The 22,082-nt window shown below is 66.7% G+C and carries 15 protein-coding genes; 9 read left to right on the top strand and 6 right to left on the bottom strand.

Going from position 1 to position 22,082, the window contains the following annotated elements:
* Positions 1-72 precede the first annotated feature (72 nt).
* The gene (locus ABQY74_RS16275) at positions 73-2,382 is read left to right on the top strand and encodes an NADP-dependent malic enzyme (RefSeq protein ID WP_166773180.1); all 2,310 of its coding nucleotides are present in this window, start codon (positions 73-75) and stop codon (positions 2,380-2,382) included.
* Between the two features lie 323 nt (positions 2,383-2,705).
* Here ABQY74_RS16275 and ABQY74_RS16270 read toward each other — a convergent pair whose 3' ends face one another.
* A complete protein-coding gene (locus ABQY74_RS16270) occupies positions 2,706-6,068 on the bottom strand; it encodes a GH92 family glycosyl hydrolase (protein WP_115511552.1) in 3,363 nt (1,120 codons plus the stop codon).
* A 293-nt stretch (positions 6,069-6,361) separates the two neighbouring features.
* Here ABQY74_RS16270 and ABQY74_RS16265 point away from each other — a divergent pair, with 293 nt between their 5' ends.
* Genes ABQY74_RS16265 through ABQY74_RS16255 form a run of 3 tightly spaced genes read left to right on the top strand, consistent with a single transcriptional unit; the run spans position 6,362 to position 8,997 of the window.
* Positions 6,362-6,559 (top strand): zinc-finger domain-containing protein, encoded by a 198-nt coding sequence (locus ABQY74_RS16265; RefSeq protein WP_016902555.1) that lies wholly within the window; start codon positions 6,362-6,364, stop codon positions 6,557-6,559.
* 10 nt (positions 6,560-6,569) lie between these two features.
* The gene (locus ABQY74_RS16260) at positions 6,570-7,682 is read left to right on the top strand and encodes a glycosyltransferase (RefSeq protein WP_166773182.1); all 1,113 of its coding nucleotides are present in this window, start codon (positions 6,570-6,572) and stop codon (positions 7,680-7,682) included.
* Positions 7,663-8,997: an O-antigen ligase gene (locus ABQY74_RS16255; RefSeq protein ID WP_166764564.1), complete on the top strand. Its 1,335-nt coding sequence runs from the start codon at positions 7,663-7,665 to the stop codon at positions 8,995-8,997. Before ABQY74_RS16260 ends, ABQY74_RS16255 begins: the two co-directional genes overlap by 20 nt.
* Positions 8,998-9,058: 61 nt before the next feature.
* On the opposite strand, the gene ABQY74_RS16250 is transcribed toward ABQY74_RS16255, so the two are convergent.
* Entirely contained in the window at positions 9,059-9,979 is a 921-nt protein-coding gene (locus tag ABQY74_RS16250; protein ID WP_349792333.1) for an LpxL/LpxP family Kdo(2)-lipid IV(A) lauroyl/palmitoleoyl acyltransferase, read from the bottom strand.
* A 76-nt stretch (positions 9,980-10,055) separates the two neighbouring features.
* On the opposite strand from ABQY74_RS16250, the gene waaA reads away from it, so the two are divergent.
* On the top strand, positions 10,056-11,372 hold the full coding sequence (gene waaA / locus ABQY74_RS16245; protein ID WP_349792331.1) for a lipid IV(A) 3-deoxy-D-manno-octulosonic acid transferase: 1,317 nt from the start codon (positions 10,056-10,058) through the stop codon (positions 11,370-11,372).
* 576 nt (positions 11,373-11,948) lie between these two features.
* Here waaA and ABQY74_RS16240 read toward each other — a convergent pair.
* From ABQY74_RS16240 to ABQY74_RS16230, 3 genes are all read right to left on the bottom strand, one after another.
* Positions 11,949-13,331, bottom strand: coding sequence for a TolC family outer membrane protein (locus ABQY74_RS16240; protein ID WP_039525568.1), 1,383 nt, complete (start codon positions 13,329-13,331; stop codon positions 11,949-11,951).
* Between the two features lie 20 nt (positions 13,332-13,351).
* Positions 13,352-14,008, bottom strand: a complete 657-nt coding sequence (locus tag ABQY74_RS16235) for a protein-L-isoaspartate O-methyltransferase (protein ID WP_024938983.1) — start codon at positions 14,006-14,008, stop codon at positions 13,352-13,354.
* 128 nt (positions 14,009-14,136) lie between these two features.
* Complete coding sequence (locus ABQY74_RS16230) at positions 14,137-14,790, bottom strand: TetR/AcrR family transcriptional regulator (RefSeq protein ID WP_102253463.1); 654 nt, start codon at positions 14,788-14,790, stop codon at positions 14,137-14,139.
* 232 nt (positions 14,791-15,022) lie between these two features.
* On the opposite strand from ABQY74_RS16230, the gene ABQY74_RS16225 reads away from it, so the two are divergent.
* Positions 15,023-18,070, top strand: a complete 3,048-nt coding sequence (locus ABQY74_RS16225) for a ligand-binding sensor domain-containing diguanylate cyclase (RefSeq protein ID WP_243851927.1) — start codon at positions 15,023-15,025, stop codon at positions 18,068-18,070.
* 36 nt (positions 18,071-18,106) lie between these two features.
* On the opposite strand, the gene ABQY74_RS16220 is transcribed toward ABQY74_RS16225, so the two are convergent.
* Positions 18,107-18,991, bottom strand: coding sequence for a LysR family transcriptional regulator (locus ABQY74_RS16220; RefSeq protein ID WP_349792328.1), 885 nt, complete (start codon positions 18,989-18,991; stop codon positions 18,107-18,109).
* A gap of 120 nt (positions 18,992-19,111) precedes the next feature.
* Here ABQY74_RS16220 and leuC point away from each other — a divergent pair, with 120 nt between their 5' ends.
* The 3 genes from leuC to ABQY74_RS16205 all read left to right on the top strand — a co-directional run bounded on the left by leuC (position 19,112) and on the right by ABQY74_RS16205 (position 22,049).
* Positions 19,112-20,551: a 3-isopropylmalate dehydratase large subunit gene (gene leuC, locus ABQY74_RS16215; protein WP_102580725.1), complete on the top strand. Its 1,440-nt coding sequence runs from the start codon at positions 19,112-19,114 to the stop codon at positions 20,549-20,551.
* 71 nt (positions 20,552-20,622) lie between these two features.
* Positions 20,623-21,270: a 3-isopropylmalate dehydratase small subunit gene (gene leuD, locus ABQY74_RS16210; RefSeq protein WP_349792325.1), complete on the top strand. Its 648-nt coding sequence runs from the start codon at positions 20,623-20,625 to the stop codon at positions 21,268-21,270.
* Positions 21,271-21,299: 29 nt separating this feature from the next.
* Positions 21,300-22,049, top strand: a complete 750-nt coding sequence (locus ABQY74_RS16205) for a class I SAM-dependent methyltransferase (RefSeq protein WP_166773642.1) — start codon at positions 21,300-21,302, stop codon at positions 22,047-22,049.
* The last annotated feature ends 33 nt before the right edge of the window (positions 22,050-22,082 follow it).

Genomic DNA, 22,082 nt, shown 5'->3' with positions numbered 1-22,082 from the left:
TGCGCGACAGGCCCTTGTTCAGGCAGGAGGGTAGAATTCAGCCCTCCTGCGCCTTCGAGACCCACACAGCCGATGTCCAACGACGACTTCAAACAGGCCGCCCTCGACTACCACCGCCAGCAGCCGGCCGGCAAGATCAAGGTCACCGCGACCAAGCCGATGCTGACCCAGCGCGATCTGTCGCTGGCGTATTCGCCGGGCGTGGCCTTCGCCTGCGAGGCGATCGTCGAGGAACCCACCCAGGCCAGCGAGCTCACTGCGCGCGGCAATCTGGTGGCGGTGATCACCAACGGCACCGCCGTGCTGGGCCTGGGCAACATCGGTCCGCTGGCCTCCAAGCCGGTGATGGAAGGCAAGGGCGTGCTGTTCCAGAAGTTCGCCGGCATCGACGTGTTTGACATCGAGATCAACGAGAACGACCCGGACAAGCTGGTCGACATCATCGCCAGCCTGGAGCCGACCTTCGGCGGCATCAATCTGGAAGACATCAAGGCGCCGGAGTGCTTCATCGTCGAGCGCAAGCTGCGCGAGCGCATGAACATCCCGGTGTTCCATGACGACCAGCATGGCACCGCGATCATCGTCGGCGCCGCCGTGCTCAACGCGCTGGTGGTCACCGGCAAGAAGATCGAAGAGGTCAAGCTGGCCACCACCGGCATGGGCGCGGCCGGTATCTCCTGCGTCAACATGCTGGTCTCGCTGGGCCTGAAGCCGGAGAACATCCTGGCGCTGGACCGCGACGGTGTGATCCACACCGGCCGCACCGACCTGGACCCGGACAAGCAGCGCTATGCGCGCGACACCGACAAGCGCACCCTGGCCGAGATCGTCGAGGGCGCGGATATCTTCCTTGGCCTGTCGGCGGCCGGCATCCTCAAGCCGGAGATGGTCGTCAGCATGGCGCGCCAACCGGTGATCTTCGCGCTGGCCAATCCCAACCCGGAAATCACCCCGGAAGCGGCCAAGGCGGTGCGTCCGGACTGCATCATCGGCACCGGCCGTTCGGACTACCCGAACCAGATCAACAACGTGCTGTGCTTCCCGTATCTGTTCCGCGGCGCGCTGGACGTGGGTGCCACCGGCATCAACGAGGAAATGAAGATCGCCTGCGTCAAGGCGATTGCGGCGATGGCGCGGCGCGAAGCCTCCGACCTGGGCGCGGCCTATGGCGGCGAGACCCCGAGTTTCGGCCCGGAATACCTGATTCCGCGTCCGCTGGACCCGCGCCTGCTGGTGGAGCTGTCGTCCGCCGTTGCGCAGGCGGCGATGGATTCGGGCGTGGCCACGCGCCCGATCACCGACATGGAGGCCTATCGCGACAAGCTCGGCCAGTTCGTCTACCGCACCAGCCTGATGATGAAGCCTGTCTATGACCGCGCGCGCGCCGACAAGCAGCGCGTGGTGTATGCCGAGGGCGAAGAGGAAGTGGTGCTGCGCGCAGTGCAGAACGTGGTCGACGAAGGCCTGGCGTTCCCCATCCTGATCGGCCGCCCGGACGTCATCGAGGCGCGCATCGAGCGCATGGGCCTGCGTCTGACCGCCGGGGTGGATTTCGAGATCACCAACATCCTCGACGATCCCCGCTTCAACGAATACTGGCAGTACTACCACGCGCTCACCGAGCGTCGCGGCGTGACCGTCACCGCCGCCAAGGAACTGATGCGCTCGCGTCCGACCCTGATCGCGGCGGTGATGGTGGCGCGTGGCGAAGCCGATGCGATGCTGTCCGGCGTGGTCGGCCGCTTCCACAAGAAGCTGGGCTACGCACGCAGCGTGATTCCGCTGGAGCCGCGGGTGAGCTCCACCTCGGCGATGACCGGCGTGATCAACCAGCTGGGCGTGTTCTTCTTCCTGGACACGCACGTGCAGGAAGACCCGACCGTGGAGCAGGTGGTCGAAGCGACGCTGCAGGCTGCGTACCGCCTGAAGCTGTTCGGCATCGAGCCCAATATCGCGCTGCTGTCGCACTCCAACTTCGGCAGCCACGACTCGCGCGATGCGCTGAAGATGCGCCAAGTGCGCGAAGCCCTGCTCAAGCGCAAGCCCGAGCTCAACATCGACGGCGAAATGCAGGGCGACACCGCCTGGGACGAGGCGCTGCGCAAGCAGATCATGCCCAACAGCACGCTCAAGGGCCGCGCCAACCTGTTCGTGCTGCCGAACCTGGAGGCGGCCAACATCGCCTATAACCTGGTGCGCGTGTTCACCGACGGCGTGGCGATCGGCCCGATCCTGATGGGCATCTCCAAGCCGGTGCACATCCTCACCACCAGCGCCACCTCGCGCCGGGTGATGAACATGACCGCGATCGCAGCGGTGGATGCGCAGATCCGCCGGCAGCGCGATGCCGAGAAGAACGCCAGCGAAAAAAATAGCGGTTGAGATCCCCCCACCGGGAAAACATCAAAGACCGATCGCTAGCGGCACCCCACGTGCCGCGCCAACGCCCCTCTCCCATCGGGGCGACAAGGCACTGCTTGCGCGCTACTGGCACGCGTGCCTTGAAGCGCCCGCGCCGCAAGCGCGGGCCGGGGCGCGGAGCGGGGGTTGGGGGGAAGGGTACGGCTCACCAGCGCTGCTGACGTTGCAGCGAAACCCCGCTCCGGTAGCCCCGTGCAATTCCGTCAATTGCGTGAGCAGGTGCCTGCATCCTGCAGTCACCTGCCTGCAGAAAGCAGCGCGACCAGCGATGCGAGACCGGCGCCTCAACGCACCGCAGGCTCCACCCCTAACAACTCGATCTCCGCAAGCTGCAGTTTCGCAGGTGCGCTGAATCGCAGCCGATACTCTTCATACGCACCAGGTGCAGCAATGCGAAACGGCCGCGTCTGCAATGGCCAGTCAAACGTTTCCTCGCGGCGCTGATCGACCACCTTCCACACACCATCTGCCATACGCGCTTCCAGCGTCCATCCGCTTGCAGCAATCGCCGCGTTGCCGCTGGTCAGTGTGTAAAGCGTCGGCGTGCCGCGCGCCATGCCGCTGAACGTCAGTGCCGATGCCGATGCAACTGCAGCGACCGTCCCCGCATCGTCGTCATGCAGCGCCGCGACATCGGCTCCATCGGGCAGGGTGATGCGCGCCGTGTCTCCGAGCACATCGCGCAACGGGGCAGGGCGTTCACCCGCAGGCGTCAGCGATGGCGGCGCATCGTCCGGCCCGGTACCCCAGCGCGAGGGCGTCGGCCCCATGACGAAGTCCAGCGTCGCACCATCAGCGATGTCTGCATGCGGCAACCAGGTCTTGCGCCAGGGCTTGCCGTTGACCTTGAGCGATTGCACGTAGACGTTTTGCGGCGAATTCTGCGGCGCATTGACCGTCAGCGTCCCGCCGTTGGGCAAGCGCAGGCTGGCGTGCTTGAACAGCGGCGAGCCGATCACATACTCCGGCGTGCCCATGCGCAACGGATACAGCCCCATTGCTGCGAACAGATACCACGCCGACATTTCGCCATTGTCCTCATCGCCGGGGTAGCCCTGGCCGATCTCGCTGCCCAGGTACAGGCGCGCCAGGATCTCGCGGGTCAGGCGTTGCGTCTTCCACGGCTGCCCGGCGTACAGGTACATCCACGGGATATGGTGCGCGGTCTGGTTGCTGTGCGCGTACATGCCCATGCGCACGTCGCGCGCTTCGGTCATCTCGTGAATGGTGGAGCCGTAAGAGCCGGCGAACCTGGCCTCGGCGGTCTCGGGGGTGGCGAAGAACGTATCCAGCTTCGCTGCCAGACCGGCGCGTCCTCCATACAACGCGGCCAGGCCTTGCCCATCGTGCGGTGCGGTGAACGCAAACGTCCAGCCGCTGGACTCGGTGTAATCGTGGCCCCAGACACGCGGATCGTACCGTGCCGCGTCCACGCGCCAGTTGCCGTCCGGGGTGCGGCCCTGGAAGAACCCGATCGCCGGATCGAACAATGCCGAATAGCCCGCCGCGCGGTGACGGAAATACAAAGCCTCAGTCGCGTAACGCTCGCGCGCCGTGGCTGTTTTCGCCTGTGTGGCCAGCGCATCGGCCATGTTGGCGATACCGAAGTCGTTGAGCGCGCCTTCCATCGACCACGACATGCCTTCGTGGGTGTCGGTATCGGCATAACCGCGAAAGGTGGAACGCGCCATGCCCTTGCGGCCGACATGCCTGTCGGGCGCCACCACGGTGGCGTTCTTGCGTGCGGCAACATACGCCTCGAGCGGATCGAAGCCCTGCACGCCCTTGAGCCAGGCATCGGCAAAGGCCACGTCGGAACTGGTGCCGACCATCAGATCGGCATAGCCGGGCGACGACCAGCGCGCCACCCAGCCGCCCGCGCGCGACTGCTCCAGAAAGCCTTGCACCAGCGCACCGGCATCGTCGGGGGCGAACAAGGCGTACGCCGGCCACGCGGTGCGAAAGGTGTCCCACAAGCCGTTGTTGACATAGACCCGGCCATCGCGGATCGGTGCAAAGCTGCGCACCGCGCTGGCATCGATGTTGTCGTCCGACCAGCTGCTCTGGCTGGCGTAACGCCAGTCCGGTGCGCTGGCGCTGCCGACGTTCTCGTGGCCGGAGTTGGGATACAGGTGCAGGCGGTACAGGTTGGAGTACAGCGTGGTCTTCTGGTCGGCGGTGGCATCGGGCACCTTCAGGCGTCCCAGCAACGCATCCCAGGCGTCCTGCGCACGCGTGGCAACCTGCTCGAATGTTGCCTGCGGCGCGATTTCCAGGGCCAGGTTGTGCCTGGCCTGATCCAGCGAGATCAGCGAGGTGGCAATACGCATCTGCACCTGCCGGGTGCTGCCTGGATCGAACTTGATCCAGCCGGTGGGCCGGCCGGTGTCGCTCAGGCCGCTGGTTTTCCACGGCGTGTCGAAGCTGGCATAGACATACATGCGCGTGGCGCCGGTCGATAGTCCGCTACGCACATCGGTGTAGCCGGAGAGCGTCTGTGTTGCTGCATCCAGGCGCAGCGTGCCGCGCGCGTCCACATTGTCGAACACCAGATTGGCATCGCCCTGCGCCGGAAAGCGAAAGCGGAACAGCGCGGCATGGTCGGTCGGTGCGATCTCGGCCTGGATCCCGTTATCCAACTGCAGCGCGTAGCGATAGGGACGCGCAGTTTCATTGGCATGCGAAAACGCCAGCGCACGTTGTTTGCGATCGGCTGGCGGCACGCCGGCGGCCAACGACGGCATCACCTGAAAGGTCTGGCGGTCGCCCATCCACGGGCTGGGCTGATGGCTGAGCGACAACGCCTGCAGGCGCGGGCGATTGTCCGCATCGTTGTGTTCGTTCCAGCGATACAGCCAGGTCAGCGTGCCCGCATCGGTCACCGGCGTCCAGAAGTTGAAGCCATGCGGCACGGCCGTTGCAGGGAAATTATTGCCGCGCGAGAACGTGCCATTGGACTGCGTGCCGCGCGTGGTCAGCACCCAATCCGACGGACGCGTTGCCGGCGTCAACGGTACCTCGGCAAGCGCGATATCGTCGATCCAACCGGCACTGGTCGCGCCTGCGGGCGGCGCAACGTCCAGCTCGATCGCACGCACACGGCGGCCACGCAGGCCGGGCACGTCGCCTAGCCGCACCGCCTTGCGCGCCCATTGCTGCGGATACAGCGTCTTCGAGTCGCCTTGCGCCTGCGCAGCCAGCGCGACGCCATGCTGATCCCGCGCAGCGCTGGCAGACACGCGCGTGCCGTCGTCCAGCAGCAGATCCAGGGACACATAGGTCGATGCCACATGCTCGCCGCCCACACTCTCCGGCAATACCAGCCACGACAGCGTCGTATCGGCACTGATCGGCACATCGGCGGTAAACAGGGTGCGCCGCCCACCAGCGGCATGACTTTGATACCGCAATGCATGCGCACCGCTGTAGCCGGCGTTGGGCTTGGCCGCATACGGCGCGGCCGGGCCGGTGCCGATGGCAATCTGCACATCGCCTGCCGCCGCGCTCACCGGCAACGGCTGTCCGGGCTCGAACGAGGTCGAAAACTCAATCGCCGCGCTCACCGACAGCGGCGCGGCGCAGCCCAGGGCGACAACCAGCCGGAGCCACAGCTCACGCGGGTGCAACAGCACAACAGACGAGGTCACGTGGCGATGTCTCCTTGGGTGCGATACCGCAGGGCAGGTCCGGCCGAGTGCTGCGTGCGATCCGGACACGGGGCGCAGGCACGGGGCGGTGCGCCATGGTCAGGCGATGATAAGCGCGATGTCCGTGTGGGGTGGTCTGGCGCTGCCGGACCTGCCGCATCTCTCAAGGTTGCCGGCGCCCGCGCTGGCGCCGAGACCATCTCCACCCAAACCGGCGTCGCCCGCTCAATGGGCCGATCACCACGCAGGCTGCTAGAATCCGCGCTCTGCCTTGCCTTTACGATCGTGCCGCCATGAGCCAGACCGCCACCGCGCCCGCCAATGCCGAATCGCGCTACACCGTGCATCGCAGCGATCTGCCGCTGAGCTGCCCGACGCCGCAGATGGCGTTGTGGAACTCGCATCCGCGCGTGTACCTGCCGATCGAAGACGAGCCCAACTGCGAAGCCAAGTGCCCGTATTGCGGCGCGCTGTTCGTGCTCGCCGACTGATCCTGGCCGGATGCACCGCCTGACCGTGGTGCAACTGCTGCCGGCGCTGCAGTCCGGCGGCGTCGAGCGCTCCACCCTGGAAATCGCCGCCGCGCTGGTGCGCGCCGGCCACCGCGCGGTGGTGGTGTCGGCCGGCGGTCGCCTGGTCCAGCCGCTGCTGGAGTCGGGTGGCGAACATCTCACCCTGGACATCGGGCGCAAGTCGCTGCTGACCTTGCGCCACGTGATCGGCCTGCGCCGGCTGTTCGCCGAACTGGGCGCCGACATCGTGCATGCGCGTTCGCGCCTGCCAGCCTGGCTGGGCTGGTACGCGTTGCGCGGCATGCCGCCAGCCACGCGGCCGCGCTTTGTCACCACCGTGCACGGGCTCAACTCGCCCAGCCGCTATAGCGCGGTGATGACCTACGGCGAGCGGGTGATCTGCGTGTCGCAGACGGTGCGCGAGTACGTCTGCACGCACTATCCTCAGACCGACAGCGCGCGCTTGCGCACGATACCGCGCGGTGTCGATATCGCGCAGTTTCCGCGTCGCCCGCGTCCGGATCGCCACGCGCGCACCTGGGCACAGAGCATGCTGCCCGGCTTGCCGGCCGATGCACCACTGCTGCTGCTGCCCGGGCGCGGCACCCGTCTGAAGGGGCACACCGACGGTCTGCAACTGCTTGCCGACGTGCGCGCTGCCGGCGTGCCGGCCTGGTTGTGGCTGCCGGGCGCGCGCGAGCCGGGCCGCCAGGCCTATCTGCGCGAGCTGGAAGCCGAGGCCACCAGACTGGGCGTGGCCGAGGCGGTCGCCTTCACCGAACCCACCGCACGCATCGCCGAGGCCTATGCCGCCAGCGATCTGGTGCTGCAGCTGTCGCGCAAACCCGAGGCCTTCGGCCGCACCGTGGTGGAGGCCTTGTCGGTAGGCCGGCCAGTGCTGGGGTGGGCGCATGGCGGCGTCGGCGAGCTGCTGGCCGAATTGCAACCCGGCGGCGCGGTACCGGCCTTCGATGCCGCTGCCTTGCGCACCCAGGCGCTTCATTTGCTGCAGCAGGCGCCGACAGCGCCCGCCGTGCTTCCCTATACGTTGCAGGCCATGCAAGCGGCCACCCTGAAGGTCTATGACGAACTCCGCCGCTGAGGCCATCCCTCCCGCGTCCGTGCTGACGCCCGATGCCGGTCGCTGGGCGCCGCTGTGGGTGATCTTGTTCGTGGCCCTGTGGCCCACGCCCGGGCTGGCCGAGACGGTGTTGTCGCTGGGCGCGCTGTTTGCGGCGTATCGCCTGTTGCACGCGCGGTTCCGCGGCGGCACCCGGCTGCTCAGCGGTGCGGCCTGGGCGCTGACCAGCGTGTTGTTCTTCGCGTACTGGTTGCCGCAGATGCTGTCGGCGTTCGATGCGGTGGACGTGGGCCGCGCGCTGCGCAAGTCGGCCACCGATCTGCGCTATCTGCCTTTCATGTGGTTGTGCGCGATCGCGGTGGCCAATGCGCAGCGGCGTCGGCGCACCTTCACCGGCTTGGCAGTGATCGGCGCGGTGTGGACGCTGGATGCGCTGCTGCAGGCCGCGTTCGGCAACAGCCCGTTGTTCTTCGGCCTGGATCAGATCAAGCAGCTGATCAGCGGGCATGGCCTGTGCACGCCGCAGGAGCTGGCCCTGGTCGACCGCCTCAGCGGCGTGCTGGGGCCGTGCAACCTCAAGTTCGGCCAGACCCTGGCCAGCCTGTCGCCCTTCCTGTTGCTGGCGCTTGGCCGGCGCCATGCCTGGGCCTGGGCAGGCGCTGCGGCGGCGGTCGGGGTGGTGTTGGTGCTGGCCGGTTCGCGGGCGTCGTGGATCACCTACGGCGTGATCGTGCTGCTGTCCGGCTGGCAGTTGCTGGGTGGCCGTCGTCTGCTGGGAGTGGCGCTGATCGGCGCGCTGCTGGCGGCCGGCGTGGTGGCGGTGGCGCCGCAGGCGCGCGAGCGGATCCAGCGCACCGCCCTGGCCTTTAGCGATGGCGAGCAGGGCGTCGACCAGGCCCTGTCCGGGCGTGCGCAGATCTGGGGCGCGGCGCTATGCATGATCCGCGCGCATCCGCTCAATGGCGTGGGCGCACGCGGATTTCGGCAGGCGTATCCGGCCTGCAATCCGGCCCCCGCGCAGGCGCCGGCATGGGGCGACGGGCCGGCCTTCCATGCGCACCAGATCGTGCTGGAAATCCTGGCCGAAACCGGGGTGATCGGTTTGCTGCTGTGGCTGGCCGGTGCGGCCCAGGCCTGGCGCGCGTGGCGCTATTCCAGCCCGGCCGCGCGCGCGCAGGCACGCCCGGCAATGATCGCGCTGGTGGCAACCGTGTTCCCGCTCAATACGCATCTGGCGTTCTATTCCAGCTTCTGGGGCGGGCTGAGCCTGATGCTGGCCGGCCTGTATGCCGGTGCCTTGCTCAACGACGACGCAGATCAGCCGCCGCCGCGCTGACTCGCCGCACGTCCGTGCGCTGCTGCGGCTGCACGCAGCGCAGGCCTGAGGCCCGCCGACATCAGCGATAAAATTCGCTGCGCCCGCCCGGCTGGCGCTTGAAGCGCCGATGGATCCACAGGTACTGGTCCGGCGCCTCGCGCACCATGTCCTCGATCGCCGCATTGACCTGCGCGGTATCGGCGATCACATCGTCGGAGGGGATGTCTGCCAGCGGCGGTGCGATCTTGAGGATGTAGCGGCCACCTTCGCGCCGATGGAAGTACGGCACCACCGCGCAGCCGGTCAGCCGCGCCAACTGGTGGGTGGCGGTGATGGTGGAGGCCGGATGCCCGAAGAACGGCACGAACACGGTGTCCTTGCCGCGCATGTCCTGATCCGGCGCGTACCACAGGAAACCGCCGCGCTTGAGGTGCTTGATGGTGGCGCGCAGATCCTCGTTGGCGAACATGTGCGTGGCATAGCGCAGCCGCCCGCGCTTGACCGCCCACTCGAACACCGGGTTGCGATGCCTGCGGTACATGCCGGCCAGCGGCACGTAATCGCATAGCAGCCGCCCGCACATCTCCAGCGTCATGAAGTGGCCGGACACCAGCAACACGCCGCGCTTTTGTTCCTGCAGACGCTGCAGATGTTCCAGCCCTTCGACCTGCACGCCCGGACGGATGGCATCGATGCTGCCCCACCAGGCACGCGCGAATTCAAACAGGCCCACGCCCAGCGCATCGAAACTGTCGCACAACAGCCGCGCCCGCCAGGCATCGTCCTGTTCGGGAAAACACAGCGCGAGGTTGACCTCGGCAGCGCGCCGGCGCGTGCCGGCCAGGCGCATCGCGATCCAGCCCACGCCACGGCCGAGCGCGCGCTGCAGTGTCCAGGGCAGGCGCCCGGCGATCACCATGACGGCAAGGGCCAGATACATCGGCCAGTGCCTGGGGTTGCGCAGGGAGGGGCGGACAGCGACGTTGGCGGGTTCGGACATGCGTCAATTCTAAGGGATCACGCGCGCGCGTCGGCGTGCACATGCGCACGCCGCAACGCTCCCGTATCCTGCAGCGATGCGGAAAGACCCGATCGAATGGCTGTTGCGCGGACTGTACTCGGCGCTGTTGTACCTGTTGCTGCCGGTGACGGTGTACCACCTGGTGTGGCGCGGTTTTCGCGTGCGCGAATACTTCAACCGCTGGAACGAGCGCTATGCCTCCTACACGCATGCCTGCGGTCGCCCGCGCGTATGGGTGCATGCGGTGTCGGTGGGCGAGGTCAATGCCGCCGCGCCGCTGGTCAACGCCTTGCGCGCGCAGCGTCCGGATATCCGCTGGGTCATCACCACCATCACCCCCACCGGCTCCGAGCGCGTGCGCGCGGTCTGGGGCGATGCAGTGGACCACGTGTATCTGCCCTACGACGTACCCGGCAGCGTCGGCCGGTTCCTGGAGCATTTCCGCCCGCGCCTGGCGTTGATCCTGGAAACCGAACTGTGGCCGAACATGTTGTTCGGCTGCCGCGACCGCAGGATTCCGGTGTACATCCTCAATGCGCGGCTGTCGGCGCGCTCGCTGCGTGGCTATCGCCTGCTGGCGCCGTTGATCAGCCGCGCGCTGCGCAGCGTCATCTGCGTGGCGGCGCAGTCGCACGACGATGCCGAACGCTTCATCACGCTGGGTGCGCGGCCCGACCAGGTGATCGCACTGGGCAATCTCAAATTCGATATCGCCGCACCTGCGCAGTTGCAGGCCCTGGTCGCACAGTTCCGCACGCATGTGCCGGCAACGCGGCCGGTGTGGATTGCCGCCAGCACGCACGAAGGCGAGGAAGCGGCCGTGGCCGACATCCATGCGCGCCTGCTGCTGCAGTTTCCTGACCTGCTGATGTTATGGGCGCCGCGCCACCCGGAGCGCTTTCCCAAGGTCGAGGCCGTGGCGCGCGAGCGTGGCTGGGCCGTGTCCACACGCAAGAGCCAGCAATGGCCGCAGGCGCGCGACAAGGTGTTTGTCATCGATACCCTGGGCGAGCTGATGAGCTTCTACGCCTGCGCGCAGGTCGCCTTCGTCGGCGGCAGCCTGCAGCCGATCGGCGGGCACAATCTGCTCGAACCGGCAGCAGTCGGCACGCCGGCAGTCACCGGCCCACATCTGCACAATTTCTCGGAGATTTCGCGGCGCATGCGCGAGGCCGATGCGGTGGCCATTTGCGACGATGCCGACAGCGTCTACCACGATCTTGCGCGCCTGCTCGGCGACCCTGCCCAGCGCGAGGCGATGGCCGCGGCAGGGCTCGCCTTGGTCGCCAATGGCAAGGGCGCGGTGGCGCGGACGCTGGTGCAGATCGCGCCGGACCTGCCGCCGGTGGTGAGCGAGGGCGCGGCGTCCTGAGAATGTCACTGCGCCTGCACTGCAGCGTAGCAGTGATCCTGCCGCAGTCACGCTAATGCGCGTCATCCAACGAGCTTGGAGTGCCAACAGGACGTGGCGATCGCGCAGTCGTGTTATCAGCCGCTTTGAGCGTCATCTGGAGAGTCTCAAGCCGCATTGTTCCAGCGTGCGGTGTCCTCGCCGCTCGCGGGACATGCCGTGAATCCGACCGTGGAGGCTCGGTGGCGGCATCCATGCCGCCGCACGGTCCCGCAACCGGCGAGGACACCGCAGCAGAGAGTTCGCCGGTTGCTTTGTTGAAATTGCTTGCAAACCTGCACACCGACCACCTTGACTGGTCCTTGCCCGTTCACTGTCGCGGGACCTGACGCGGCATGGAGGCCGCGTAAGAGCTTACAGGGACGTACTTGCAGCGTGTCCCGCGATGGTGGGCGGGCAAGGGCCCTGCAGCCAAGTCGCAGATCAGCTGCTAATGCCGCAGTTATCGCAGGGATCGCACGCAGCCAGGTACGCGTGTGCATCGGACATAAAAAAGGCGGGCCTGCGCCCGCCTTTTTAGTTACCTATCCGCCTGCATTACTGCAGCGAGCCACTGCCCTGCAGCTTGGACTCGGCATCCTGCGACAGCAGGCGGTTCACGTCCTGCAGGTCGGTGATGTCGAGCTTGCCGATCGCCTGGCCCAGCAGCAGACGGTTCTGCAGGAAGTTGTAGCGCGACTGCGCATAGTTCAACTGCGCCTGGAACAAGGTGCGCTGGTTCTGCACCACGTCCAGCACGGTGCGCGTACCGACTTCCAGGCCCACCTGCGAGGCGTCGTATGCGGCCTGTGCGGAGACCACGGCCAGGCGGCGTGCTTCCACTTCGCTGATGCCGGCGACCACGGTCTGGTAGGCATTGCGCGTGTTGCGATCCAGCGCGCGCTTCTGCTGCTCGTAGGTGTCCTGCTGGATATCGCGCTGCGACAGCGCCTGACGCACGGCCGACTGGGTGGCACCGCCAGCGAAGATCGGAATCGACAGCGTGATGCCGATCGAATCGGTATCAATGTTGCGATTATTGGTCGTGAAGTTGCCGGCAGCTGTATCGATATCGGTGGCACCGCCCCAGCTATTGGTTCGTCCCATGCTGCCGGACAGGTTCAGTGTCGGGAGGTGGCCAGCGCGCGCGGCACTAACCTGCGCCTCGGCGGCACTGACCTGCAGCTGCTGCGCCTTCAACGCCGGGTTATCGGCGATGGCAGTGGAGACCAACTGATCCACATTGCTGTAGGCAGCAGGTACTTCCGGGCGGAATTCTTCCGGCAACGCGCGCAAGCCGACGACGGGCTGGCCGGTAAGCTCGGTCAGTGCCTGGTAGTAATCCTTGAGCGTATTGCGGGCATTGATGGTGTCGGCGCGCGCCTGGTCATACTGAGCACGCGCTTCGTGCACGTCGGTGATCGGTGCCAGGCCCACTTCCAGACGCTTGTCGGCGTAGTCGAACTGCTTTTTGGCCGCCGCTTCGTTGGTCTCGGCTGCCGCCAGCGACTCAATGCCGACCAGCACCTGGAAATATGCCGCCGAGGTCCGCGTGATCAGATCATTGTTGGCCGATTCCAGGGTGAAGTCTGCCGCCTTGGCCACTTCGCGTTGTGCACGCAGGTTGGAGAACTGCGCCCAATTGAAAATGGTCTGGCTACCCTGAATCGCGTACTGGCGTTGTTTAGTGGTGGAGCGCCCCGGCTGGCCTTCCAGTTCGCGATGCGACTGGGTGAAGCCAGCGCTACCATCCAGCTGCGGCAACAACGCCGCACGCGCCTGCACCTGACCTTCCCGGTTGACCAGGCGGGTGGACTCGGCCACTGCCAGCTGCGGATCGCCGTTGCGGGCCATTTCGTAGACCTGCAGCAGATCGGTGGCGTTCGCGGCCATCGGAGACAGGGCGGCGGCCAGCGCCAGGACGAGGGATCGGCGGATCATCGGGGAAGCTTCCTTGGGAATCAGAATTGGAATCGGGGCGTCGGTGCGGCGCCCTGCAGATAGGCGAGGTCGGTTTCGAACAACGATTCGATGCGCGGCGCGTTGACGTCGCCACGGACCAGGACCGCTTCCATCACCGGATCGTGACCACGCACCACGAACAGCCGACCGTTCGGGCGCAGCCACTGCAGCCATTGCGTCGGCAGCGACTCGACCGCGCCGGTCACACAGATGGCGTCGAAGCGGCGCTCGCTCTGCCAGCCGAACACGTCGGCGGTCTCGATCCGCACGTTGCTGCCCAGGCCGCTGCTGTCCAGATTGGCGCGTGCAGCGGCGGCCAATGCCGGGTCGATCTCCAGGCTCAGCACTTCGCGGGCCAGCGCGGCCAGGCAGGCGGTGGAAAACCCGCTGCCGGTGCCGATTTCCAGCACGTCTTCGCCCGGCTGCAGATCCAGCGCCTGCAACATGCGGCCTTCCACCACCGGCTTCATCATCTTGTGGCCGGCCGACAGCGGGATTTCCACGTCGACATAGGCCAGGGTCTTGTAGGCCTCGGGCACGAAGGCTTCGCGCGGCAGGCGCGCCAGCACCTCGAGCACGCGCAGGTCCAGCACGTCCCACGGCCGGATCTGCTGTTCGACCATCTTTTCGCGGGCCTGGGAGAAATCGATCGTCATGGTGCGGTTATCCAACGCGGTGGGGCAGGCATTTTACCGGTGCACGGGGCAACTGGCGCATCTAGCATCGCTGCGCGCCGCCAAACGGCGCAGTGCCGGAAGTCATCGCCACCAAAGGCCGGGGGCGGTCAGCGCGGCGCATACGCCCTCAAAAAGAAATCCACGCTGGCCTGCAGGTGCTCGTCCACCTGCGCGCGGGTGGGCTGGCCATGCAGGCCGCACATCATCAGCGCATACAGCTCGCCCTTGAGCAGGCAGAAGAACTGCGAGGCCGCACGCGCCACATCGTCGATCTTCAGCTGGCCATCGGCCACGCGTGCGGATAGGAAATGGGCCAGCGCCTGCTGGGTTCGCTTGGGGCCGGCGTCCCAGAACATCTCGCGCACATGTACGTCGCCGGTGCCGGGCGCCATCATCATGCGGTGGGTGGCAATGGCCGAGTCGGTGCTGACCATGGCGAAGAAGGCGTCGGCGATTTCGATCAGCTGATCGCGCAGCGCGCCCTTGGGGGCGTGGTCGAACAGGTCGTCCGGCATCATGTGCTGGCATTGCGCACGGATCGCCTCGGAAAACAGGCTCTCCTTGTCGCCAAAATGACTGTAGACCGTGAGCTTTGACACGCCCGCCTGCGCGGCGATGCCATCCATGCTGACACCGGCATACCCCTGCTCCATGAACATGGTGCGGGCAGCGCCCAGGATGGCGGCGCGTTTCCCAAGATCCTTGGGCCGTCCGGGGCCGTTGCTCTTGGCCTTGGACTTGAGGGGGGGCGAGCTGGACATGGTGTCAATACTAGACCATCGGGTTCTATATTTATACTCGCCGCCCGCCAAACCCTTTGAAGCGCTCAGGAACGGTCGCGCCACCGCGTTAGCTGCGCACCAGCTTGGTTATGGCCGGTAATTGTTTCAACTGAATGCCTCCCGGTGTCATGGTGCGTCCCATCCTTGTGGGGAATCCACCTAGCGCGCTGAAAAACCCCCGGTGATAGATTGACTAACGGTCTGTCGGCGCATGTCGGCAGCCCCTTTTGCCAGCACAACGAGGGGATGGGAGAGCGTGGAAAGGGTCGGGGCGCATGCGCATACAGGCTGCGTCCGCAGCACATGCGTGCGGCGGACCGGGCTGCTGTGGCGATGGGCGTTGCTGGCCTGCATCCTGCTCGGCGTGTGGCCGGCCGGCGCCCAGTCGCCGACCCATACCGCGTATCACACCGTCACGCGCTGGAGCATGGACGACGGCCTGCCACACAATCTGGTGCATGCGGTGGCGCAGGGCGCCGATGGCCTGATCTGGCTGGGTACCTGGGAAGGCGTGGCGCGCTTCAACGGCCGCGACTTCACCGTGTATGACCGCCAGAACACACCGGGCGTCGAGCTGGGGGGCGTGTTCGTGGTGGTACGGGACAGCACCGGCGGGATGTTGTTCGGCACCGCGTTCGATGGCGTCTATCACTACCAGGACGGCCACTGGCAGCAACTGGGCGACGCTTCGGCGCGGCACCTGGCGGTCAGTGCACTGCTGCGACGCGCCGATGGCGCGCTGTGGGTCGGCACGCCGCAGACGCTGTACCGCATCGAGCCGGACGGGCGGGTGGTGGACGTCGGTCGCCAGGCCGGCCTGCCGCGCGCGCGCATCACCGCGCTGGCGGCCGAGGGCGACGGCGCTTTGTGGGTGGGTACTGAAGTCGGACTCTATCGTCTGCCCCACGATGGCAGTGCGGCCGAGGCCTGGGGCAAGACGCATGGGATGCGCGCCGCACCGGTGCGGCGGCTGGCCGGCGATCGTCAGGGCGGCTTGCTGGTTGCTGGCGACGACGGCGTGTGGTGGTGGAGCCGCGGCGGTGGCCTGCAGCGGTTCCGCCAGGGCCAGCGGGTGGATGCATTGCTGCTGGATCGGCGCAGGCATCTGTGGATGAGCTTGCCGTCGGGCACGCTGGTGGTCCACAGCGGCGCGGATGCGCCGGACGAACAGATCGCCATTTCCGGAGTCGCCAGCCCGGCGCTGCTGGAAGACGCCGAGGGCCTGATCTGGGTCGGCAGCACGCACGGCCTGTTCCGCATTGCCGAAGGCGCCGCGCACGGCATCACCCACGAAGACGGGCTGGCCTCGGACTATGTGCGCACGGTGCTTCAGACCGGCGACGGTACCGTGTGGGTGGGCAGCGCGGTGGGCCTGGACCGCTGGCGCAATCGTCAGATCAGCCGCGTGTCGGTGGTGCCGAACCAGGGCGGACGCGTGCTGGAGCAGTCGGTGCTGGCCCTGGCCGACGCCGGCGATGGCGGCGTCTGGGCCGGCACCTACAGCCAGGGCGTGGTGCGGCTGGATGCGCAAGGTCGCGTGCTGGCGCGCATCGGTGCGGCCGACGGCCTGCCGTCGCTGTCGGTGCGCGCGGTATTGCCGGATGGCCAGACGCTATGGATCGGTACCACGGCCGGGCTGGTGCGCTGGCGCGATGGCAAGGCACGCCGCTACACCGCCGCCGACGGCGTACCCGATGGCTCGGTGCAGGTGCTGTATCGCGACACGCTGGGCACCGTGTGGATCGGCACCGATCGCGGCATGACCGCGCTGTCGGCAAACGGCAGCACGCGCGCATGGCTGGGCGAGCAGGATTTTCCCGGGCAGAACGCCTTCGACTTCCTGCGCGATGCCAAGGGCGACCTGTGGATCGCCAGCGATCGCGGCCTGCTGCGCCTGAGTGGTGAGACCTTTCGCGTCTACGACCACCGGGTCGGGCTGCCGCGCGACAAGGTGTTCCGGGTGATCGATGACGGCCGCGGTTATTTTTGGTTGTCGAGCAACCATGGCGTGTTCCGCATCGCGCGCAGCGACTTCGACCAGCTCGATGCCGGCACGCGCGAGCAGTTGAGCGTGGAGGTGGTGGATCGCAGCGACGGCATGCCCGGTAATCAGGGCAACGGCAGCAGCGCGCCGGCCGGTTGGATGACGCAGTCCGGGCAGCTGCTGTTCCCCACCGCTGCAGGCCTGGGCGTGATCGATCCGGCGCGCGTGGGCACCTTGCAAGGCCATCGCGTGCCGATCGTGTTCGAGCGCCTGCTGGTCGACGGCATGGTGCAGCCGCTCACTGGCCTGCATCGCTTCGGTGCGGAGACCCGGCGCATCGCCATCGGCTATGCCGGGTTGAATTTCCGTGGCCCGGACAAGGTGCGCTACCGCTACCGGCTGGAGGGCTTCGACCCGGACTGGGTGGACGCCGACAGCGCCAGCGAGGCGGTCTACACCAATCTGCCGCCGGGCCGTTTCCGCTTCCGTGTCCAGGCGATGTCGCTGCCGGTGGACTGGCGGCAGACCGCGCTGTTGGGCGAGTCCAGCCTGGTGATCGCCCTGGCGCCGCCGTGGTGGCGGCGTGGCGAAGTGATCGCCCTGGGCATCCTCGGGCTGGGCAGCCTGATCTACGGGTTTTATCTGTGGCGTACCGCCAGTTATCGCCGCCGGCAGCGCCAGCTCAATACGGTGATCGACGCACGCACACGCGAGCTGAGCGACAAGAACCTCGCGCTGCAGCAGGCCAGCCAGGAGCGCGAAGCGCTGATGCGCCAGCTCGAATACCGCGCCAGCCATGACGTGCTGACTGCCTTGCCGAATCGCCGCGAGGCCGAGCGGGTCCTGCAGCAATGGTTCGACGATGCGCACGCCGGTGGCGCCCCGTTGGCGTTGGTGCTGATGGATATTGACCACTTCAAGCACATCAACGACGAATACGGCCACGAGGTCGGCGACGCGGTGCTGTCCGCGATCGGCGAAGCACTCAGTGAACAGGATCGGGCACAGTGCTTTGCCGCGCGCCACGGTGGCGAAGAGTTTCTGCTCGCGGCAGTGGGTGTGGACGCGGCACAGGCGCGCGCGTTGTTCGAACGCATGCGCCAGCGGCTCGCCGCGATCGCTGTCCAGACGCAGGGCACGACGGTGCGCTGCACCGCCAGCATGGGCATGGCGATGAGCGATGAGGCACCGAGCCGGCGCGAATTGCTGGCGCTGGCAGACCGCCGTCTGTACCACGCCAAGCGGCTGGGGCGCGATCGGTTGGTGGATCAATAAGGCTGCTGTGTTGCCGGCTGCGCTGGACTGCTGCGCTCACGTCTGCAGCTGATCCGCCTGTGCATGCAACAACGCGACAAACGCCTGCGCGGCGCGCGACAGGGTGCGCCCGCCATGGGTCACGCAGCCCAGCTCGCGCGACAGCGCCACGTCGGGCAGCGGCAGCGCCACGATCTGATGATCGATCATGCGCTCCGGCAACACGCTCCACGCAAGGCCCACCGACACCAGCATCTTGATCGTCTCCAGATAGTTGGTAGTCATGCGCAGGCTCGGCACCAGGGCGCGCTCGGCGAACAGGCCGGCGACGATGCGATGGGTGAACGTGCCCGGGTCCGGCAGCACCGCCGGATGTGCCACCACATCTTCCAGCGACACCGCGCGCAATGCGGCCAGCGGGTGATCTGGCGCCACCACGAACTGCAGGCGGTCATACCAGATCGGTTGCGCGCGCAGCGGCGCACGCGTATCCGGTGCCAGCGTGGTGACCGCCAGCTCCACCTCGCCGCGCAGCACCGCGGCATAGGCCAGCTCCGAATCCAGAAACTGGATGTCCAGCGCGGCCTGCGGGTGTTGCGCAGCGAAGCCGCGCAGCAGGGCGGGCAGGCGGTGCAGGCCGACATGATGGCTGGTGGCCAGGCTCAGGCGCCCGCCGACCGCCGCGCCAAGATGCTCCAGCACGCGGCGGGTGTCCTGCAGCTCGGCCAGGATGCGTTGCGCACGCGGCAGCAAGGCCTGGCCGGCCTCGGTCAGCACCACCTGGCGACCAAGGCGGTCGAACAGCCGCGCCGACAGTTGCGCTTCCAGCAAGGCGATCCGTTTGCTCACCGCCGGCTGGGTGAGATGCAAGGCCTCGCCGGCTGCCGAAAAGCTGCCGCTCTCGGCGATCGCCACGAAGGCGCTGAGGCTTGCCAGGTCCATTGCCATTCCCAAATTTCATTTGTTGAATAAACAATATGAATTTGCGTTATCCAAGGCAAGCTCCTAGCATCGAATGCAGCCAGGTGGGTGCTCCCACCATCCGCCAACCGGATCGCCGCAATGACTGCCAAGACGCTGTACGACAAGCTGTGGGACCTGCACGAGGTCACGCGCCGCGACGATGGTTCGTCGCTGATCTACATCGACCGCCACATCCTGCATGAAGTGACCTCGCCGCAAGCGTTCGAAGGCCTGCGCCTGGCCGGGCGCAAGCCGTGGCGCATCGACGCCAACATCGCCACGCCCGACCACAACGTGCCGACCACGCGTGCCGAGCGCCAGGGCGGGCTGGAGTCGATCTCCGACGAAGTCTCGCGGCTGCAGGTGCAGACGCTGGATGAGAACTGCGACGACTTCGGCATCCTCGAGTTCAAGATGAACGATGCGCGCCAGGGCATCGTGCATGTGGTCGGCCCGGAGCAGGGCGCCACCCTGCCGGGCATGACCGTGGTCTGCGGCGATTCGCACACTTCCACGCATGGTGCGTTCGGCGCGCTGGCGCACGGCATCGGCACCTCCGAGGTCGAGCATGTGCTGGCCACGCAATGCCTGATCGCCAAGAAGATGAAGAACATGCAGGTGCGGGTGGAAGGCACGCTGCCGTTCGGTGTGACCGCCAAGGACATCGTGCTGGCGGTGATCGGCAGGATCGGCACTGCCGGCGGCAACGGCCATGCACTGGAATTTGCCGGCAGCGCGATCCGCGACCTGTCGATGGAAGGCCGCATGACCATTTGCAACATGTCCATCGAAGCCGGTGCGCGCGTGGGCATGGTGGCGGTGGACGAAAAGACGATTGCCTACGTGCAAGGTCGCCCGTTCGCGCCCAAGGGCGCCGACTGGGAGGCGGCGGTCGCGCTGTGGCGCACGCTGGTCTCCGATGCCGACGCGCACTTCGACACGGTGGTGGAGCTGCGCGCCGAAGACATCAAGCCGCAGGTCAGCTGGGGCACTTCGCCGGAGATGGTGCTGGCGGTGGATCAGCAGGTGCCGGACCCGGCAACCGAACAGGATCCGACCCGGCGCGACTCGATCGAGCGCGCGCTGAAGTACATGGGCTTGCGCGCAAACCAGCCGATCACCGAGATCCGCCTGGACCGCGTGTTCATCGGCTCGTGCACCAACTCGCGCATCGAAGATCTACGCGCGGCCGCAGCGGTCGCCAGGGGCCGTAAGGTCGCCTCCACCATCAAGCAGGCGTTGGTGGTCCCCGGCTCGGGCCTGGTCAAGGCGCAGGCCGAGGCCGAAGGCCTGGACAAGGTGTTTCTGGACGCCGGCTTCGAATGGCGCGAGCCGGGTTGCTCGATGTGTCTGGCGATGAACCCGGACAAGCTGGGCAGCGGCGAACACTGCGCCTCCACCTCCAACCGCAATTTCGAAGGCCGCCAGGGCGCCGGTGGCCGCACCCATCTGGTCAGCCCGGCGATGGCCGCAGCGGCGGCGGTCAGCGGGCATTTTGTTGATGTGCGTGCGTTGCAGGGAATCGAGAATCGGGAATAGAGAATCGCAACGTCCGTCCCGTCTCCGTTCTGCCAATTCCCCATTCTCCACTCCCAATTCCCGGCATCCCAATGACCCCTTTCACCCAATACACCGGACTGGTGGCGCCGCTGGATCGCGCCAATGTCGATACCGATCAGATCATTCCCAAGCAATTCCTCAAGTCGATCAAGCGCACCGGCTTCGGGCCGAACCTGTTCGACGAATGGCGGTATCTGGATATCGGCGAGCCCGGTCGCGACAACAGCCAGCGCCCGCTCAATCCGGAGTTCGTGCTCAATTTCCCGCGCTATCAGGGTGCCAGTGTGTTGCTGGCACGCGAGAACTTCGGCTGCGGTTCCTCGCGTGAGCACGCGCCGTGGGCGCTGGACGAATACGGCTTCCGCACCGTGATCGCGCCCAGCTTTGCCGACATCTTCTTCAACAACAGCTTCAAGAACGGCCTGCTGCCGATCGTGCTGGCCGAAGCGGAAGTGGACGCCTTGTTCGAGCAATGCCTGGCCACCGAGGGTTACCAACTCACCGTGGATCTGGCCGCACAGCGCGTGCGGCGCCCCGATGGCGTGGAATACGGCTTCGACATCGATGCATTCCGCAAGCACTGCCTGCTCAATGGCCTGGACGACATCGGCCTGACCCTGCAGGACGCCGATGCGATCGGTCGCTTCGAGCAAGACCATCGCGCGCGTCAACCGTGGCTGTTCGGCGCGCTGCAGTGAGCGTGGTTGCCACAGCTGAGGCGGGTGCGCTGAGCGAGCATGTCGCTGCGCAGTTCGGTCCGCAGGCGCAGGCTTATCTGCACAGCGACGTGCATGCGCAAGGCGCCGAGTTCGCCGAGCTCCGCGCTGGTCTGCAGGGTCATTGCAACGGGCGATTGCTCGACCTGGGCTGCGGTGCCGGGCATGTGAGTTTCCAGCTGGCGCCGCTGATGGCCGAGGTGGTGGCCTACGATCTGTCTGCCGACATGCTCGAGGTCGTAGCGGCCACCGCCGCAGAGCGTGGGCTGACCCAAGTGCGCACGGTGCAAGGTGCCGCCGAGCGCCTGCCGTTCGAGACTGGCAGCATGGATGCAGTGGTCAGCCGCTACTCGGCGCACCATTGGAGCGACCTGGGGCAGGCACTGCGCGAAGTGCGGCGCGTGCTGCGTCCAGGCGGAATTGCGGCCTTTGTCGACGTGGTGGCTCCCGGCCTGCCGCTGCTGGATACGCACCTGCAGGCGATCGAGTTGCTGCGCGATACCAGCCATGTGCGTGACTACAGTGTTGCGCAGTGGTTGCAGACGCTAGGCGATGCCGGCTTGCAGGTGCAGCGGCATCATTGCCAACGGCTGCAGCTGGACTATCTGAGCTGGGTAGACCGCATGCGCACGCCGGAAGTGCTGCGCGCGGCCATTCGCGCATTGCAGGGCGCGGCGGTAGACGAAGTGCGCGAATATTTTCAGATTGCGGCCGATGGTTCCTTCAGCACGGATGTGCTGGTGGTATGGGCGGCACGTTGATTTTCAGGGCGCTACGGCGCCAACTTATGAGGG

Origin of the sequence: Xanthomonas sp. WHRI 7064 (assembly GCF_040202355.2) — a bacterium.
Lineage (GTDB): Bacteria > Pseudomonadota > Gammaproteobacteria > Xanthomonadales > Xanthomonadaceae > Xanthomonas > Xanthomonas arboricola.
This window is presented reverse-complemented; position numbering and strand designations above follow the sequence as displayed.

What these genes read in the sequence shown, in the direction of transcription:
- ABQY74_RS16275 (WP_166773180.1), top strand. Translation starts at nt 73, where the DNA reads ATGTCCAACGACGACTTCAAACAGGCCGCCCTCGACTACCACCGCCAG.
- ABQY74_RS16265 (WP_016902555.1), top strand. Translation starts at nt 6,362, where the DNA reads ATGAGCCAGACCGCCACCGCGCCCGCCAATGCCGAATCGCGCTACACC.
- ABQY74_RS16260 (WP_166773182.1), top strand. Translation starts at nt 6,570, where the DNA reads ATGCACCGCCTGACCGTGGTGCAACTGCTGCCGGCGCTGCAGTCCGGC.
- ABQY74_RS16255 (WP_166764564.1), top strand. Translation starts at nt 7,663, where the DNA reads ATGACGAACTCCGCCGCTGAGGCCATCCCTCCCGCGTCCGTGCTGACG.
- ABQY74_RS16250 (WP_349792333.1), bottom strand. Translation starts at nt 9,979, where the DNA reads ATGTCCGAACCCGCCAACGTCGCTGTCCGCCCCTCCCTGCGCAACCCC.
- waaA (WP_349792331.1), top strand. Translation starts at nt 10,056, where the DNA reads ATGCGGAAAGACCCGATCGAATGGCTGTTGCGCGGACTGTACTCGGCG.
- ABQY74_RS16240 (WP_039525568.1), bottom strand. Translation starts at nt 13,331, where the DNA reads ATGATCCGCCGATCCCTCGTCCTGGCGCTGGCCGCCGCCCTGTCTCCG.
- ABQY74_RS16235 (WP_024938983.1), bottom strand. Translation starts at nt 14,008, where the DNA reads ATGACGATCGATTTCTCCCAGGCCCGCGAAAAGATGGTCGAACAGCAG.
- ABQY74_RS16230 (WP_102253463.1), bottom strand. Translation starts at nt 14,790, where the DNA reads ATGTCCAGCTCGCCCCCCCTCAAGTCCAAGGCCAAGAGCAACGGCCCC.
- ABQY74_RS16225 (WP_243851927.1), top strand. Translation starts at nt 15,023, where the DNA reads ATGTCGGCAGCCCCTTTTGCCAGCACAACGAGGGGATGGGAGAGCGTG.
- ABQY74_RS16220 (WP_349792328.1), bottom strand. Translation starts at nt 18,991, where the DNA reads ATGGACCTGGCAAGCCTCAGCGCCTTCGTGGCGATCGCCGAGAGCGGC.
- leuC (WP_102580725.1), top strand. Translation starts at nt 19,112, where the DNA reads ATGACTGCCAAGACGCTGTACGACAAGCTGTGGGACCTGCACGAGGTC.
- leuD (WP_349792325.1), top strand. Translation starts at nt 20,623, where the DNA reads ATGACCCCTTTCACCCAATACACCGGACTGGTGGCGCCGCTGGATCGC.